The 15379-nt window shown below is 64.5% G+C and carries 12 protein-coding genes; 4 read left to right on the top strand and 8 right to left on the bottom strand.

Features of this window, described 5'->3' with window-relative positions:
- Window positions 1–466: 466 nt before the first annotated feature.
- The 4 genes from CXY80_RS07595 to CXY80_RS07580 form a co-directional block, all read right to left on the bottom strand.
- Window positions 467–1753: a citrate synthase gene (locus CXY80_RS07595; RefSeq protein ID WP_092450446.1), complete on the bottom strand. Its 1287-nt coding sequence runs from the start codon at window positions 1751–1753 to the stop codon at window positions 467–469.
- 208 nt (window positions 1754–1961) lie between these two features.
- Complete coding sequence (gene dapC / locus CXY80_RS07590) at window positions 1962–3062, bottom strand: succinyldiaminopimelate transaminase (protein WP_277871290.1); 1101 nt, start codon at window positions 3060–3062, stop codon at window positions 1962–1964.
- A 9-nt stretch (window positions 3063–3071) separates the two neighbouring features.
- The gene (gene fdxA / locus CXY80_RS07585; protein WP_092450266.1) at window positions 3072–3395 is read right to left on the bottom strand and encodes a ferredoxin; all 324 of its coding nucleotides are present in this window, start codon (window positions 3393–3395) and stop codon (window positions 3072–3074) included.
- A 36-nt stretch (window positions 3396–3431) separates the two neighbouring features.
- A complete protein-coding gene (locus tag CXY80_RS07580) occupies window positions 3432–4409 on the bottom strand; it encodes a hypothetical protein (protein ID WP_104132114.1) in 978 nt (325 codons plus the stop codon).
- A 150-nt stretch (window positions 4410–4559) separates the two neighbouring features.
- Between CXY80_RS07580 and efeU the strand changes: the two genes are divergently transcribed.
- The 3 genes from efeU to efeB are packed head-to-tail and all read left to right on the top strand — an operon-like array spanning window position 4560 to window position 7955.
- Window positions 4560–5429: an iron uptake transporter permease EfeU gene (gene efeU, locus CXY80_RS07575; protein WP_092450271.1), complete on the top strand. Its 870-nt coding sequence runs from the start codon at window positions 4560–4562 to the stop codon at window positions 5427–5429.
- A gap of 28 nt (window positions 5430–5457) precedes the next feature.
- Window positions 5458–6627: an iron uptake system protein EfeO gene (gene efeO, locus CXY80_RS07570; protein ID WP_104132113.1), complete on the top strand. Its 1170-nt coding sequence runs from the start codon at window positions 5458–5460 to the stop codon at window positions 6625–6627.
- Entirely contained in the window at window positions 6624–7955 is a 1332-nt protein-coding gene (gene efeB, locus CXY80_RS07565; protein WP_104132112.1) for an iron uptake transporter deferrochelatase/peroxidase subunit, read from the top strand. Before efeO ends, efeB begins: the two co-directional genes overlap by 4 nt.
- Window positions 7956–8127: 172 nt before the next feature.
- Here efeB and typA read toward each other — a convergent pair whose 3' ends face one another.
- Window positions 8128–10038, bottom strand: a complete 1911-nt coding sequence (typA, locus tag CXY80_RS07560; protein WP_092450276.1) for a translational GTPase TypA — start codon at window positions 10036–10038, stop codon at window positions 8128–8130.
- Between the two features lie 133 nt (window positions 10039–10171).
- Window positions 10172–11959 (bottom strand): ABC transporter ATP-binding protein, encoded by a 1788-nt coding sequence (locus CXY80_RS07555; protein WP_104132111.1) that lies wholly within the window; start codon window positions 11957–11959, stop codon window positions 10172–10174.
- A 68-nt stretch (window positions 11960–12027) separates the two neighbouring features.
- Between CXY80_RS07555 and CXY80_RS07550 the strand changes: the two genes are divergently transcribed.
- Window positions 12028–12627 (top strand): PH domain-containing protein, encoded by a 600-nt coding sequence (locus CXY80_RS07550; RefSeq protein WP_104132123.1) that lies wholly within the window; start codon window positions 12028–12030, stop codon window positions 12625–12627.
- A 29-nt stretch (window positions 12628–12656) separates the two neighbouring features.
- Here CXY80_RS07550 and CXY80_RS07545 read toward each other — a convergent pair whose 3' ends face one another.
- Together CXY80_RS07545 and CXY80_RS07540 are read right to left on the bottom strand one after the other, a co-directional pair.
- On the bottom strand, window positions 12657–13703 hold the full coding sequence (locus CXY80_RS07545; protein ID WP_104132110.1) for an ABC transporter permease: 1047 nt from the start codon (window positions 13701–13703) through the stop codon (window positions 12657–12659).
- Window positions 13704–15236 carry an ABC transporter permease gene (locus CXY80_RS07540; RefSeq protein ID WP_104132109.1) on the bottom strand — a complete coding sequence of 511 codons (1533 nt, stop codon included), beginning with the start codon at window positions 15234–15236 and terminating at the stop codon, window positions 13704–13706. It abuts the gene before it with no gap.
- Window positions 15237–15379 lie beyond the last annotated feature (143 nt).

Raw genomic sequence — 15379 nt, 5'->3', positions numbered from 1 at the left:
AAGGCTGGCGCCCAGTCGACGGCACCATCACCATGCCCTCCGCCCCATTCACCGTCATGGCCGCAAACGAATCCACCGTACTCGTCGCCGAAGACTGCCTCGCCAACCCCCACGGCCCCGGCTGCTGACCACAGCGGCGCGACTCCCTCCGCCTGACCGTGCAGCGGATGCTCGCCGAAACTGTCCCGGCCAACTCTGGCCGCACGAGATGCACGAGACGCACGAGACGCCAACTCTGGCCCCATCGTTCTTGCGACATGCCATCTTTTGCCCCATGGCGAGGTCCCCAGGGGCTCGCGAAGGGGCCAAAGGTGGCACGTCACCTTCGAACCCACCCGGTCAAGGGAAAAGTGGCACCTCACGCACGTCGGGCGGGTAGGCAGGCGCACAGTGACGACGAGACGCCACCGCAACCCAATTGGTGACGACTTGAGATCGGACAGCGAGGCGGCGAACAGCCGGCCCGCTAACGGCGCAGGTAGTCCCGGGCCGGGGAGCCCACGTAGAGCTGCTGCGGGCGACCGATCTTGGTGGCCGGATCCTCGTTCATTTCACGCCAGTGCGCGACCCAGCCAGGCAACCGACCGATCGCGAAGAGCACGGTGAACATGCGGGTCGGAAAGCCCATCGCCTTGTAGATGACGCCGGTGTAGAAGTCGACGTTGGGGTACAGACGGCGTTCCTTGAAGTAGTCGTCGCTCAGCGCAATGTGCTCGAGTTCCTGCGCGATGTCGAGCAGGTCGTCCTTGACGCCGAGAGCCGCGAGCACCTCGTGGGCGCTCTCCTTGACCAGGGTGGCGCGCGGGTCGTAGTTCTTGTAGACCCGGTGGCCGAAGCCCATCAGCTTCACGCCGTGCTCTTTGTTCTTGACGCGTTCGACGTACTTCTCGACGCCCTGACCGGATGCCTGGATCTCGCCGAGCATCGCGAGCACTGCTTCGTTGGCGCCACCGTGCAGCGGACCGAACAGGGCGTTAATGCCGGCCGAAACGGACGCGAACAGGTTGGCCTCGGTCGAACCGACCAGGCGCACCGTCGAGGTGCTCGCGTTCTGCTCGTGGTCTTCGTGCAGCATGAGCAGGCGTTCAAGCGCCTTGCTGACGACCGGGTTGACCTCGTACGGTTCGGCCATGTTGCCGAAGTTGAGCTTGAGAAAGTTGTCGACGAAGCTCAGCGAGTTATCGGGGTAGAGAAACGCCTGCCCAATGCTCTTCTTGTGCGCGTAGGCGGCCATGACCGGCAGCTTGGCCAGCAGACGGATGGTCGAGATCTCGACCTGCTCCGGATCCTTCGGGTCGAGCGAATCCTGATAGAACGTCGACAGTGCCGAGACGCCGGACGCGAGAACGCTCATCGGGTGGGCCTTGTGCGGCAGGGAGTCGAAGAAGCGGCGCATGTCTTCGTGCAGAAGAGTGTGGTGACGGATGCGATCGTCAAAGTTGGCGAGTTCACTCGCGCTGGGCAGCTCACCGTAGATGAGCAGCCAGGCCGTCTCGAGAAAGTTCGAGTTCTTGGCGATCTGTTCGATCGGATACCCGCGATAGCGCAGGATGCCGGCATCGCCGTCGATGTAGGTGATCGCGGAGCGGGTGGCCGCCGTGTTCACGAAGCCGTAGTCCAGCGTGGTGAGGCCGGTCTTCTTGGTCAGGGTTGAGATGTCGATGCTCGACACGCCGTCCACGCTGGTCAGGATCGGGAACTCTGCGCTGCCGCCGGGAAAGGTAAGCGTGACCTTGTTGGGGTCAGCGCTCATCGGTTCGCCGGTTGTAATGTGCTGCGCAACGTCGGTCACGGAACCTCCTCGGGTCTCACTGACGGATGAAATGTGGCGACGCGTCACTGAGTCGGCACTTTAACTTACTGCCGTGGTCGACTCCGTCGCGACTACAGCCTAATCTGCCCGGCCGCCTACTGTTGCATCAGCTAAGAGTTCGGGCGGTTCGTTGGTGATCATCCACAGGTCAGGCGCGCAAGCGAGCAGCAGCTGCGGCGATACGTTCGTCGGTCGCGGTCAGCGAGAACCGTATGTGCTCGGGGTAGGCGTCACCATAGAACGGGCCGGGGCCGGCGAGGATCCCGAGGGAGGCCATCCGTTCGATGGATTGCCAGGCTGGTCGACCCTCGGTCGCCCACAGATACAGGCCGGCCTCGCTGCGGTCGATTCGAAAACCGGCCTGTTCGAGCGCCGGCCGGAGCACAACGCGGCGCGCTCGATAGCGTTCCTTTTGCGCGGCGACGTGCTCGTCGTCGCCGAGGGCAGCGATCATGGCAGCCTGCAGCGGTGCCGGCAGCATGAGTCCGGCGTGCTTGCGCACGGTGAGCACCCGGCCCAGCACGTCGCTGTCACCGGCCGCGAAGGCCGCACGGTACCCGGCCATGTTGGACTGTTTGCTCAGGGAATAGATCGCGACGATCTTGCGCTGATCCCCCTCGATGACGCGGGGGTCAAGAATGCTCGGGATCGGTTCGGTGTCATACGGGGCGTCCCAGCCGAGTTCGGCGTAGCACTCGTCGTTCACGATCACGGCGTCGAGTTCGCGCGCGCGGTCGACGGCGGCGCGCAGCTCGTCGACCGAGAGTACCCGCCCGTCGGGGTTGCCCGGGCTGTTCAGCCAGATCAACTTGGTCGAGTCCGGCCATTCGGCAGGGTCGTCGGCGGCCAGGGGCGTGGCGCCCGCGATCGCGGCGCCGATCGCGTAGGTCGGGTAGGCGGCAAGCGGATGCACGATCGTGTCACCCTCGCCGACGCCGAGCATGAACGGCATGAGCGCGACGAGTTCCTTGGAACCGATCGTGGGCAGCACGTTGTTCGACTCCAGGCCGGTCACCCCGCGGCGCCGGGCATACCAAGCGATGATCGCCTGCTGCAGGGCGGGCGTGCCGACGGTCTGCGGGTAGGCGTGGGCATCCGTCGCCGCGCGCAGCGACTGCTGCACCACGTGGGGCGTTGCATCGACCGGCGAACCGATCGACAGGTCGACGATTCCATCGGGGTGCTGCCGGGCCTGAGCGGCAAACGGCACCATCTGGTCCCAGGGGTAATCCGGGAGCGGCTTCAGCACGAAGACCGCTTAGTGCTGAACCTGCGGCGGCACCGCGGAGATGATGGGGTGGTCCTTGGCGAGCACGCCGACCTTGGCCGCGCCGCCCGGGGAGCCGAGGTCGTCGAAGAATTCGACGTTGGCCTTGTAATAATCGGCCCACTGTTCGGGCAGGTCGTCTTCGTAGTAGATGGCCTCGACCGGGCAGACCGGTTCGCAGGCGCCGCAGTCGACGCACTCATCGGGGTGAATATAGAGGGAGCGTTCGCCCTCATAAATGCAGTCCACCGGGCATTCGTCGATGCAGGCACGATCTTTCACATCGACGCACGGAAGAGCGATCACATACGTCACAGGCTTGGGATTCCCTTCGAGAGCGGACTCCTGATTCTACGCCCCACCGCCCTGGTGCGGCGCCCGGAGGCGCGGCGGCAGCTTCGGCCAGGCCAGCACAAAGGCCGCGATCAATGCCGGAACCACGGTCCACAAGGTTCCCGGCAAACCCGCAGGTACGAGCACCGACCCCCCGGAACCGCGCAGCGACAGCACGAAAATGGTCACCAGCAGCCCGGTAGCGGCCAGCCCGACGACGAACCGGTCGCCGATCACGAGGCGCAGGCCGAGCAACAGCGCAGCGATCGCCACGAACGCGATCGTCAGTCCGATCGGCAGCGCGATGCCGAACAGCGTGAGCGTGGCCTGGTGCGCGATGGTTCCCAACACACCAAAGAGGATGCCCACGAGCAGGCCGCCGAGGCCGGCCAGCGATCGGTTCGCGAGAGTGAGGCGAGCGGGCCGGGAGGCGAGCTGCGGCGGGGCGGGGTAAGGGGCATTCGTTTGCAGAAACGTTTCGGTGTCGGTGATCACGTCGGTCGTGCCGTCGACCAGGTCGCGCCTGTGGTCGGTGACGTTCCAGCGCGCGGGAAAATGCGTCAGCGCCCGCAGCTTCTGCTCGAGCTGAGCGCCCACGTCGATCGCCACGAGGCGCTGTCCGGGCGACTGTCGCACCGTTCGGGCCAGAAACACGGGCAGGCCGGCCGCGTGTGCGGCCACGGTCGCGGCGTCGCGCAGAACATCGTCAACGGCGCCGACGACCAGGGCGGTCGCACCGAGTTCATCGATTTCGTTGTGCAGAGCGCTGCTGGGCTCCAGCCCGCGCGGCAGCTCATGCCAGCTGCGAGCGCTAAGCGCGGCCAGCGCGGCCTGCACCGCTGCGGCATCCGTTTCGGTCAGCGCTGTGGCGTAGAGCACGACGACCCTCGCCCCGTCGGCGCGCAATCGGGCAATCGTGCCGCCGGTCAGCGCGGATTCGTCGCCCGGTCGGTCATGCACGATCAGGATCCGCTCACCACTGCCGGACATGACCATGGGCGCACGCACCGTTTCTGCTCTGCTGGCTATTGATTACGGGCTCAGAATCCAATCGTAACTAGACACAGTCACGATCCACGGGCTAGAGTCAGATTCGGTAAGGTTAGCCTTACCAAATTCGACGCCCGAACCCGACGAGGAACCCCTGTGCTCGCAAACTACCTGATCGGCCTGCGCGAAGGCCTTGAGGCCGCGCTGATCGTGACAATTCTCATCGCCTACGTCGTGAAAATCGGTCGACGTGACGTGCTGCCGCGCATCTGGCTCGGTGTGGCCCTGGCCGTGCTGCTCGCCCTCGGCATCGGCGCGCTGCTGACCTTCGGCACCTACGGGCTGTCGTTCACCGCACAGGAGACCATCGGCGGCGTGCTCTCGATCGTCGCGACCGGGCTGGTGACCTGGATGGTGTTCTGGATGCTGCGCACCGCACGCGACCTCAAGGGCCACCTGCAGGGCAACATCGACAAACACCTCGTCGGTGCAGGCCTCGGACTCGTGCTCGTGGCATTCCTTGCCGTCGGCCGGGAGGGCATCGAAACGGCCCTGTTCATCTGGGCGGCCGTGCAGGCCACCGGCGCCACGACCCTGCCGTTGTTCGGTGCTGCGCTCGGTATCCTGACGGCAATCGGCCTCGGCGCTCTGATCTACGCCGGCATGCTCAAGATCAACCTGGCGAAGTTCTTCACCTATACCGGCGCCATCCTCATCGTCGTGGCGGCTGGTGTGCTTTCCTACGGCGTGCACGACCTGCAGGAGGCCGGCCTACTGCCCGGGCTGCACGCCCTCGCCTTCAATGTGAGCGCCGCCGTGCCTCCGGACAGCTGGTACGGCACGCTGCTCAAGGGCACCCTGAACTTCTCCCCCGCCACCACCTGGCTGGAGATGTTCGCCTGGCTGGCCTATGCCGTGCCCACCCTGACGGTGTTCATCAGAAAGAGCCGTCACGGCCGCCCGAGCGCCCGCCCGGCCCTGGCTCTACCAACCGCACCGGCGCCCACGCCCGTCGCCGCGCACTAACTCTTCTCGCCCAGCTCAAAGGATCTCCATGCCCCGTGTCTTACGTTCCGCCAGCCTGCTCGGCCTCGGCGTTCTCGGTATCGGCCTGCTGAGCGGCTGCGTCGCCAACAGCCCGGCGGCCACCCACACCGCGCTCACGGTGGACAGCAGCGCGACCGACTGCGCGGTGAGCGCGAACGAGGCGCCGACCGGCAGCATCCGTTTCTCGGTCACCAATTCCGGTGACCAGGTGACCGAGTTCTACCTGCTGGCCGCAGACGGCCTGCGCATCGTGGGTGAGGCGGAGAATATCGGTCCAGGACTCACCCGCGACCTGGTCGTGGAGCTCGCCGAGGGCAGCTACTTCACCGCCTGCAAACCGGGCATGACCGGCGACGGCGTCGGCAAGGCCGAGTTCACCGCCACCAAAACGGATGCCGCCGCCACCGTCGACGTCGACCTCGTCACCCAGATCGATACCTCGAACACCAACTACGCCTCCTACGTAAGCGACCAGATCGACCAACTCGTCACCGGCACCGACGCGTTCGCCGCCGCCTATTCAGCCGGGGACGACGACACCGCCCGCAGCCTGTACGCCTCCACCCGGGTGCACTGGGAGCGCGTCGAAACCATCGCCGAATCGTTCGGCGACCTCGACCCCAAGCTCGACCTGCGCGAAGCTGACCTCGAAGAGGGCCAAAACTGGACCGGCTGGCACGCCATCGAGAAGGATCTCTGGCCGCAAGACGCTGAGGCGGGTTTCGTGGCCTACACCGCCGAGAAGCGTGCGGCGCTCACCGAGCAGCTCGTCGCCGACACCGCCACCCTGCACGAGAAGGTGCAGGGCCTCACGTTCACCCTGTCGCAGCAGACCAACGGGGCCATCGGCCTGCTCGACGAGGTCGCCACCGGCAAGGTCACCGGCGAGGAAGAAGCCTGGTCGCACACCGACCTCTGGGATTTCCAGGCCAACGTCGACGGCGCCAAAGTGCTTTACGACGGGGTGCGACCGATACTGCTCAAAACGGATGCCGACCTGGCCGCTGCGCTCGACACCGAGTTCGGTTCGCTGCAGACACTGCTCGACGCCCAACGCGTTGATGAGGGCTTCAGGCTCTACACCGACCTCACTCCGGCCGAGATTCGCGCCCTCGCCGACCAGGTCAACGCGCTCGGCGAGCCGCTCAACCAGCTCACGGCCGCGCTCGTGTTGTGACGGGCTGGACCGGTTCTAAGCGGGCAGAATCCAGCGAGGCCGGGTCCACCAAACCGGCCGGCACAGCACGAGGCCTCTCCCGGCGCGGGCTACTCGGCCTCGCCGGGGCCAGCGTCGCCGGCATCGGGCTGGGCGCAGCCGGGGACCGGGTGGCGCTGGCGGCGTCGGCGTCGCCGGGTGAGGCATCCGCTTCGGCGGTCTACCCGTTCTATGGCAGCCACCAGGCCGGCATTGTCACGCCCGCCCAGGATCGCCTGCACTTTGCCGCGTTCGACGTCTCGGCGGGCGTGACGCGAGCCGAGCTGATCGAGCTGCTCCAGGACTGGACGGTCGCGGCGGCCGCGATGTGCGCCGGAGCGGATATCGGCGAGTACGGCGCCGTCAGCGGCCCCTACGATGCCCCACCCGAGGACACCGGTGAGGCGCAGGGGCTGCCCACGGCCGGCCTTACGATCACGTTCGGCTTCGGTCCGACCCTGTTTGAAACAGCGGATGGCGTCGATCGCTTCGGCATCATCGCCCGCCGCCCGGCCAATCTGACGCCGCTTCCGCACTTTCCCGGGGACGACCTCGATGCCGGCCGAAGCGACGGAGACCTGTGCATCCAGGCCTGTTCCAATGATCCGCAGGTGGCCGTGCACGCCATTCGCAATCTGTCCCGCATCGCCTTCGGCCGGGCGGCCCTGCGCTGGTCCCAGCTCGGATTCGGACGAACCTCATCGACATCAACGGCCCAGGCCACCCCGCGCAACCTGTTCGGATTCAAGGACGGCACCGCCAACATAAAGGCCGAGGAGCCCGCGGTCGTCACCGACCAGGTCTGGGCGTCCGCGGACGACGGGCCCGCCTGGCTGACCGGCGGCTCCTACCTGGTGGCGCGGCGAATCCGGATGACCATTGAAACCTGGGATCGCACGATTCTTCGCGAGCAGGAGGCGGTGTTCGGCCGCACCAAGGGTGCCGGTGCTCCGCTGTCAGGCGGAACCGAGTTCAGCGAGCCAGATTTCACTCTGGCCGGCCGCGAGAATGAGCCGCTCATCGGTGCTGCAGCACACGTGCGGCTCGCGCATCCGACCCAGAACCACGGCATGAAGCTGCTGCGTCGTGGCTACAACTTCGTCGACGGCAACGATGACCTGGGGCGGCTCGAGGCCGGTCTTTTCTTCATCAGCTTTCAGCGGTCTCCGGCACAGTTCACCGCGGTGCAGCTCAACCTGGCCAAGCACGATGCGCTCAACGAGTACATTCGGCACGTCGGGAGCGCGCTGTTCGCGGTGCCAGCCGGGGCAAGCGCAGGGAGCTACGTGGGCGCGGCTCTGTTCGCCTAAAAGGACTCAAAGACAAGAGACTCAAAGACACAAAGAGTGGGTGCGCAACCAAGCCGAGTTTCGGGGCCATTTGAGCGATTTTTGGGGCCAAGATTCACGGGTCGGCGAGGATTAATGCGGGAAGCCCCCGCAGCCGAGGCTGCGAGGGCTTCTGCGAGAAAGCAGGTGCGAGTTAGTTCGCGTCCATCTTCTTCACGCGCGAAACCTGGCGCGAGCGAGCGGATGCGGTGAGCTCGACCTTGCGAATACGCACGGCGGCGGGGGTGACCTCGACGCACTCGTCTTCACGGGCGAATTCGAGGCACTGCTCAAGCGAGAGCTGCTTGGGCGGTGTCATCGACTCGAACGTGTCGGAGCTGGACTGACGCATGTTGGTCAGTTTCTTTTCCTTGGTGATGTTCACGTCCATGTCGTCGGCGCGCGAGTTCTCGCCGATGACCATGCCTTCGTAGACCTCGGAGGTCGGCTGCACGAAGAACGACATGCGCTCCTGCAGGTTGATGATCGCGAACGGGGTGACCGCTCCCGAACGGTCGGCCACGATGGAACCGTTCGTGCGGGTGTTGATGGTGCCAGCCCAGGGCTCGTAGCCGTGCAGGATCGCGTTGGCGATACCGGTACCGCGCGTGTCGGTGAGGAACTGCGTGCGGAAGCCGATCAGGCCGCGCGATGGAACGATGAATTCCATGCGAACCCAGCCGGTGCCGTGGTTCGCCATGTTCTCCATGCGACCCTTGCGGGCGGCGAGCAGCTGCGTGATGGCACCGAGGTACTCTTCCGGAGCGTCAATGGTGAGGTGCTCGAAGGGCTCGTGTACCTTGCCGTCGACGCGCTTCACAACTACCTGCGGCTTGCCGACGGTGAGCTCGAAGCCCTCACGACGCATCTGCTCGACCAGGATGGCGAGGGCCAGTTCTCCACGACCCTGAACCTCCCAGGCGTCCGGGCGTCCGATGTCGACGACCTTGAGCGAGACGTTACCGACGAGTTCGCGGTCGAGGCGGTCCTTGACCATGCGGGCGGTGAGCTTGTGGCCCTTGACCTTGCCCATGAGCGGCGAGGTGTTGGTTCCGATGGTCATCGAGATGGCCGGGTCGTCAACCGTGATGGTCGGCAACGGGCGCACGTCGTCGGGGTCGGCGAGGGTCTCACCAATGGTGATGTTCTCGATACCGGCCACGGCCACGATGTCGCCGGGGCCGGCGCTCTCGGTCGGGTAGCGGTCCAGCGCCTTGGTGATGAGCAGCTCGGTGATCTTCACGTTGCTGACGGTGCCGTCCTGCTGCACCCAGGCCACGGTCTGGCCCTTCTTAATGGTGCCCTGGAAGATGCGCAGCAGCGCGAGGCGGCCGAGGAACGGCGAGGCGTCGAGGTTGGTGACGTGGGCCTGAAGCGGGTGCGTGTCATCGTAGGTCGGTGCCGGAATGTGCTTGAGGATCGCATCGAACAGCGGCTCGAGGTCATCGTTGTCGGGCAGCGTACCGTCTTCGGGCTTGTTCCAGCTGGCAGCACCGTTACGACCGGAGGCGTAGACGACGGGCACGTCGAGGACGGCATCGAGGTCGAGGTCGGGAAAGTCGTCGGCCATGTCGCTCGCGAGGCCGATGAGCAGGTCCTGGCTTTCGGCCACGACCTCATCGATGCGCGCGTCGGGACGGTCGGTCTTGTTGACCAGGAGGATGACGGGAAGCTTGGCCTCCAGCGCCTTGCGGAGCACGAAGCGGGTCTGCGGCAGCGGGCCCTCGGAAGCGTCAACCAGCAGAACAACACCGTCGACCATGGACAGGCCACGTTCGACCTCACCACCGAAGTCAGCGTGGCCCGGGGTGTCGATCACGTTGATGGTGATGGGCCCCTCGGTGGCGTGGATGCCCTTGTACGAGACCGCCGTGTTCTTGGCGAGAATCGTGATGCCCTTTTCGCGCTCGAGTTCATTCGAGTCCATCGCGCGCTCTTCAACGTGTGAGTGGTCTGCGAAGGAGTCGGTCTGCTTGAGCATCGCGTCAACCAGCGTTGTCTTACCGTGGTCAACGTGAGCAACGATTGCAACATTTCGGAGGTTATTGCGTGTAGCAATCGCCATAAAAATAGATCCTTACGAAGAATGAGTGCCGCAGAGTCTCGCGCGCGACGAAGAATGGATACCAGGGGTCATAATGTGACCCAAAGTACTATCCTACCGTATTGTTTGACCCCGACCGGTGGGGCGCACACTGCTATTGGTCGTTTCCGGCGGCCAGCAACTCGCGGCGGAGCTCCCGACGGGCACGCTGTTCGGTCGGATCGGGGATCGGCACGGCCGCCAGCAGCCGCTGGGTATACGGGTCTTTCGGATAGCGCAGAATCTCATCTCTCGTGCCGGTTTCCACGATGCGACCGTGATGCATGACGGCAATTCGATCGGCGAGCACGTCGATCACCGCGAGATCGTGGGTGATGAACAGGCAGGCGAAGTTCATCTGCTTCTGCAAGCCCTGGATGAGTTCGAGCACGCGAGCCTGCACCGACACGTCGAGGGCGCTGGTCGGTTCATCAGCGATGAGCACCTTCGGTTCGAGCGAGAGCGCTCGGGCGATACCCACCCGCTGCTTCTGCCCGCCAGAGAGCTCGTGCGGAAAGCGGGTGCGGTAGGCGCGCGGCAACTCGACGCTGTCCAGCAGCCGCTCCACCTCAGCGCTGAGTCCAGCTCCCTTCAACCCCTTAGCGAGCTTGAGCGGTTCCCCGATACTTTCACCGATGGGCATCCGTGGGTTAAGTGAGGATGACGGGTCTTGAAAGACGATACCCACACTCTTGTGCAGCCGATGAATCTCCTCCCGGTTAGCCTTCGAGATATCATGACCGGCAACGTTGAGCCTGCCCTCGGTAATCGGCAGCAGGCCAATCGCTGCGCGGCCGAGGGTGGTCTTGCCGGAGCCTGACTCCCCCACGAGCCCGAGCACCTCCCCCTGACGCACATACAGGTTGACCTTGTCGACGGCGCGAAAGGCCGCGACGCGACCGTGCTTGGGGTACTCGATAACGACATCCTCAAACTTGACAACCACTTCGCGGCGGTCATTTCGGGCCGCCGTTGCGGCCTCGTTGGCCAGTCGCTCATTAACCTGGATGCGAGCGGCGAGCACGGCGTCCACCACGATGTCGGTGCCGATGGCGAGCGCCGCGGTCATATCGATCGCTTCGTCACCGCGCTGACCGAGGTGCGGAACGGCCTTCAGCAGGGCGATCGTGTACGGGTGGGTCGGCTCGTTGAAGATCTGATCGACCGTGCCGCGCTCCACAATGAGACCACGTCGCATGACGGCGATGTCATCGGCGAGGTCGGCCACAACGCCCATATCGTGGGTGATCAAGAGGATGGCGCTGTCCAGTCGATCACGGAGGCTCCGCAAAAGGTCGAGAATCTCGGCCTGCACCGTCACGTCGAGGGCGGTCGTTGGCTCGTCGGCGATGAGCAGTTGCGGATCGCAGGAGATCGACTGGGCGATCATGGCCCGCTGGCGTTGCCCGCCACTCAATTGGTGCGGATAGGAGTTGAAGGCTTTCAGCGGATCTGGCAGCTCGACCATGTCGAGCAGCTCCAGAGCGCGCGTCTTGGCCTGGGAGGGCGACATGCCGAAGTGGGCCCGCAAGGTTTCAATGATCTGAAATCCGATCGTATAGACGGGGTTGAGCGCCGTCATCGGCTCCTGGAAGATCATGGCGATCTGACCGCCGCGCACCTTGTGCATCTGCGCGGACTTCAGCCCCATGAGTTCGCGGCCGCTGAGCTTGACGCTGCCGGAAATGCGGCTGTTCTCGGGCAGCAGATCCAGAATGGCCATGGAGCTCGCACTCTTGCCCGAGCCAGACTCGCCGACAATGGCGAGCACCTTGCCACGCTCGATCGAGTAGTTCAGTTTGAGCGCGGCCGGCACCCAGACATTGTCCACGCCGAAGTGCACGGTGAGGTCACTGACCTGCAGCACCGGACCGGAGGATGGGGGCGTCACCTGGTCGATCATGAAGTCCTGCTTTCGTCGATCCTGTTGCTCGTAAGGTGGCTGCCACCAAAATCTGGCAGCATGGCTGCATGCCAGACCCGGATGTCTTCTACTCGCGGTTCAATCGCGTCATCGCCGCCATCTTCGCCGCGGTGGCCGCACTGAGCGCGCTGAGCCTGTTCCTGCTGCCGACCGCGTCGAACCGCGCTCTGGTCGTTCCGGCCCTGTTCGTGGTGCTGTTCGTCTGGGAGATGCTCTGGCGGCCAAGCTTGCAGGTAACCGATTCGGCCGTGACCATTCGCAATCCGCTGCGCACCATCGTGGTGCCGTGGGCGGCGCTCGTGCACGTCGACACCAAGTTCGCGCTCACCCTGTACACGCCCGGAAAGAAGTTCTCGGTCTTCTGCGCCCCGGCTCCTGGTCGGAGCCTGACCAGTGCCGGGCGTCGCAAAACCACCGACCCCGTGCCCAATGTCAGCGGCTCCCCGCGGCCCGGCGACCTGCCGGGGAGTGAGTCCGGCGAGGCGGCGCAACTGGTGCGCTCGCGCTGGGACGCGCTGCAAAAGAGTGGCCGGGTGGACGGCGGCCTCGCGGCCCAGACTCCCGTTACGGTCGTCTGGGCCTGGTGTCGTGCGGGCGTGCTTGCAGCCGTCGCTGCGGTATCCATTGTGGCTCTTCTTCTGGCCTGAGCGCAGCACCGGTGTGCCCGTGATCGGCATCACGGTTCACGCTCCAGTTCCGGTTCGGGCCGGGTTTCGCGCATCTTGCTGAGCTTGAACCTGCGGTGGCGCGGGTCGAAAGCATCGCGCAAACCATCGCCGACAAAGTTGACCAGCAGCGCCAGTGACACGATGAACGCACCGGGCCACCAGAACAGCCACGGCCGAGTCTGGAACGCCGACTGGTTGGAGCTGATCAGCAGTCCCAGCGACACGTCGGGAGAGCGGATGCCGTAGCCAAGAAAACTCAGCGCTGTCTCGAGCAGAATGGCCGAGGCCATGATGAGCGTCGCCGACACGATGACCACGCCCATGGCATTAGGAAGGATGTGCTTGAAAATGATGCGCGCGTCGGACGCCCCGGCGACCCGGGCTGCCTCGACGAACTCACGTTCGCGCAGTGACAGGAACTCACCGCGCACCAGCCGGGCAATGCCCATCCAGGAGAAGAACCCCAGCATGATCGCCAGTACCGGGGCACCCAGGCTGCCGAACCATTGGCCGACGACCGAGCCGATCACGAGCGCGGGAATCACGATGAAGACGTCCGTGATGCGCATCAACACGGCATCGACCATGCCGCGGTAATAGCCGGCGACGGCCCCGACCACCACGCCCAGAACGGTTGCGATGAGGCCCAGAACGACCATGACGAGCGCGGAGTTCTGAATACCCCGCATGGTCATGGCGAAGTAGTCCTTGCCGATGCGGTCCTGACCGAACGGATGTTCCCCGAGGGAAACACCGTCGCCGCCGAGAAACTGCGGCACGAGCGAGAGCGTGGGGTCGCCCCCATTCACCTGCGGGTTGAGTTCTTTAAACCCGAACTTCCACCAGCCGGAAATCGGACCAATGCCGATAGCAGAAAAGGAGAACAAGATGATGAGGAGAAGAATGATGATCGACGCCACGGCCACCTTGTTGCCGATAAATCGGCGCCAAATCAGGCGGCCTTGACTCTCGGGTACCGAACTCGCCGCGGCGAGTTCGTCGGCAGAGATTTCAGTGGACGACGGGGTAGGCCCCGAACCAATTGGTGTGGACATTTAACGGATCCTCACCCTCGGGTCGAGCCCGGCATAGGCCATGTCGGCCAGAAAATTGAAGGTGATCGCCATCGCGGCGACGATGAGAAAATAGCCCATCACCGGATTGAGGTCACCTCGAAACAAGCCGGCGTTGAACAGGCTGCCCATGCCGGGAATGGCGAAGATCCGCTCGGTGATGATTGCGCCACCGAGCAGGGCCCCGACATCAAAAGCGACGAGAGTCGTCAGCGGGATGAGCATGTTCCGGAACGCGTGCCGCACGATCACCGTGCGCTCCGGAAGCCCCTTGGCGCGCGCGGTACGGATGTAATCGAGACTGAGCACCTCGAGCATGCCGGCGCGGGAATACCGGGTGTACCCGGCGAAGGAAATCAGCAAGAGGGCAATAATTGGCAGGGTGAGGTGGACAAACGTGTCGAGGCCAGCGAGCCACACGTCCCCGGACAGTCCCGGAGTCTTTGAACCCACGGTGGCAATCGGGCGCCCGTTGGTCGCCGTCAGGAGGGCACCCCAGGACTGCATGAACCGGTCAACCAGCACGACCGCGCCGGAAAAAAGCGCGGTAACGAGACCGACGCGCATATTTTGGCCGCGATCATAGCCACCGGCCAGAAAGCCGCTGACCAGCCCGAACGCGATCGTAGCGAGTGCGAGAATGAACAGCGTTCCGGCGCTCGAAACGTCGAATAGGGGCTGGAGCACAAAATACGCCGCGATAGCGACCGCAGCGTTGATACCGGCGGTAATCAGTGCCCGACGGTTGCGCAGTCCGGCCAGCAGGGTCGCCGCACCGAGGGCGATCGCCGCGACCAGAAGGATGACCGGGATCGGCCCCAGGCCCGGATTCATAAACCAGCCCGTCGCGCTCATCAGGAGCAGCACCCCGGACGTAGCCAGCCCCGACACCAGGAAAACCACCAGTCGACGCCGGCGGTCACCGCCGAGCAGTGACTGCCAGATGGCACCGACGACGAGGCCGATCACCACCAGTGCTCCAGCGCCAATAACAGGATCACGGAGAAAGTCGTTGAAGCCGATGGCGATGAACTCTTTCAGCAGCACGGCGACCAGGAATACGGGCAACGAGTACAGGAAGAAGCTGACGAAGGTGACGGTGTTGTCGAGGCCACTGTACTGACGCAGCGCGGTGATGATGCCGATCGTGACACCGAGCAAAATAGCGAGCACAAGGGCGAAAGTGACCAGCTGCACGGTGGCGGCCAAAGCGTTGGGGAGAATATCGAGGACCTGGGCGTTCGAGATCGTCGACCCGAGGTCGCAGGCATTGGCGAAGGGGATCGCACACTTGGCGACGCCGCCGAGCCAGAGCACCCAGCGAAGAGGCGGCGGCACGTCGAGGTCGAGCCGCGCAACCCGGGCATCGATCAGCTGCTGTTTATTGGGAGAGTTGCTGCCTTCCAGATCTTGCAGCGGTTGCGCCGAATAGCCGACCATGACGTACATCAGAAACGATGCGGCGATCAGGATGAGAATGGAAACGAGAATTCGTCTCAGGATGAAGCTCACCATGCCGGGGCTACCTCACTGTAGAAGTTGATTCGGACTGCTGGACTGCCACAATGTGGCTCAGAACGGACGCCGCCAAACCCGCGAGTTGGGCTCCTGAGCAAACCCAGGAGCCCAACTCGCGATCGGGCTAGGACATTCGACCT

The sequence above is a fragment of the Cryobacterium sp. M91 genome (genome assembly GCF_002929615.1).
Lineage (GTDB): Bacteria > Actinomycetota > Actinomycetes > Actinomycetales > Microbacteriaceae > Cryobacterium > Cryobacterium levicorallinum.
Note: the sequence above shows the minus strand (reverse complement) of the source record. Positions and strands in the feature narration are given on the sequence as shown.

Bases quoted from the DNA above. Each gene is read 5' to 3' on its own strand.
- CXY80_RS07595 (WP_092450446.1), bottom strand. From the start codon at position 1,753: ATGAGCGCTGACCCCAACAAGGTCACGCTTACCTTTCCCGGCGGCAGC.
- CXY80_RS07580 (WP_104132114.1), bottom strand. From the start codon at position 4,409: ATGGTCATGTCCGGCAGTGGTGAGCGGATCCTGATCGTGCATGACCGA.
- efeO (WP_104132113.1), top strand. From the start codon at position 5,458: ATGCCCCGTGTCTTACGTTCCGCCAGCCTGCTCGGCCTCGGCGTTCTC.
- typA (WP_092450276.1), bottom strand. From the start codon at position 10,038: ATGGCGATTGCTACACGCAATAACCTCCGAAATGTTGCAATCGTTGCT.
- CXY80_RS07555 (WP_104132111.1), bottom strand. From the start codon at position 11,959: ATGATCGACCAGGTGACGCCCCCATCCTCCGGTCCGGTGCTGCAGGTC.
- CXY80_RS07550 (WP_104132123.1), top strand. From the start codon at position 12,028: ATGCCAGACCCGGATGTCTTCTACTCGCGGTTCAATCGCGTCATCGCC.
- CXY80_RS07545 (WP_104132110.1), bottom strand. From the start codon at position 13,703: ATGTCCACACCAATTGGTTCGGGGCCTACCCCGTCGTCCACTGAAATC.
- CXY80_RS07540 (WP_104132109.1), bottom strand. From the start codon at position 15,236: ATGGTGAGCTTCATCCTGAGACGAATTCTCGTTTCCATTCTCATCCTG.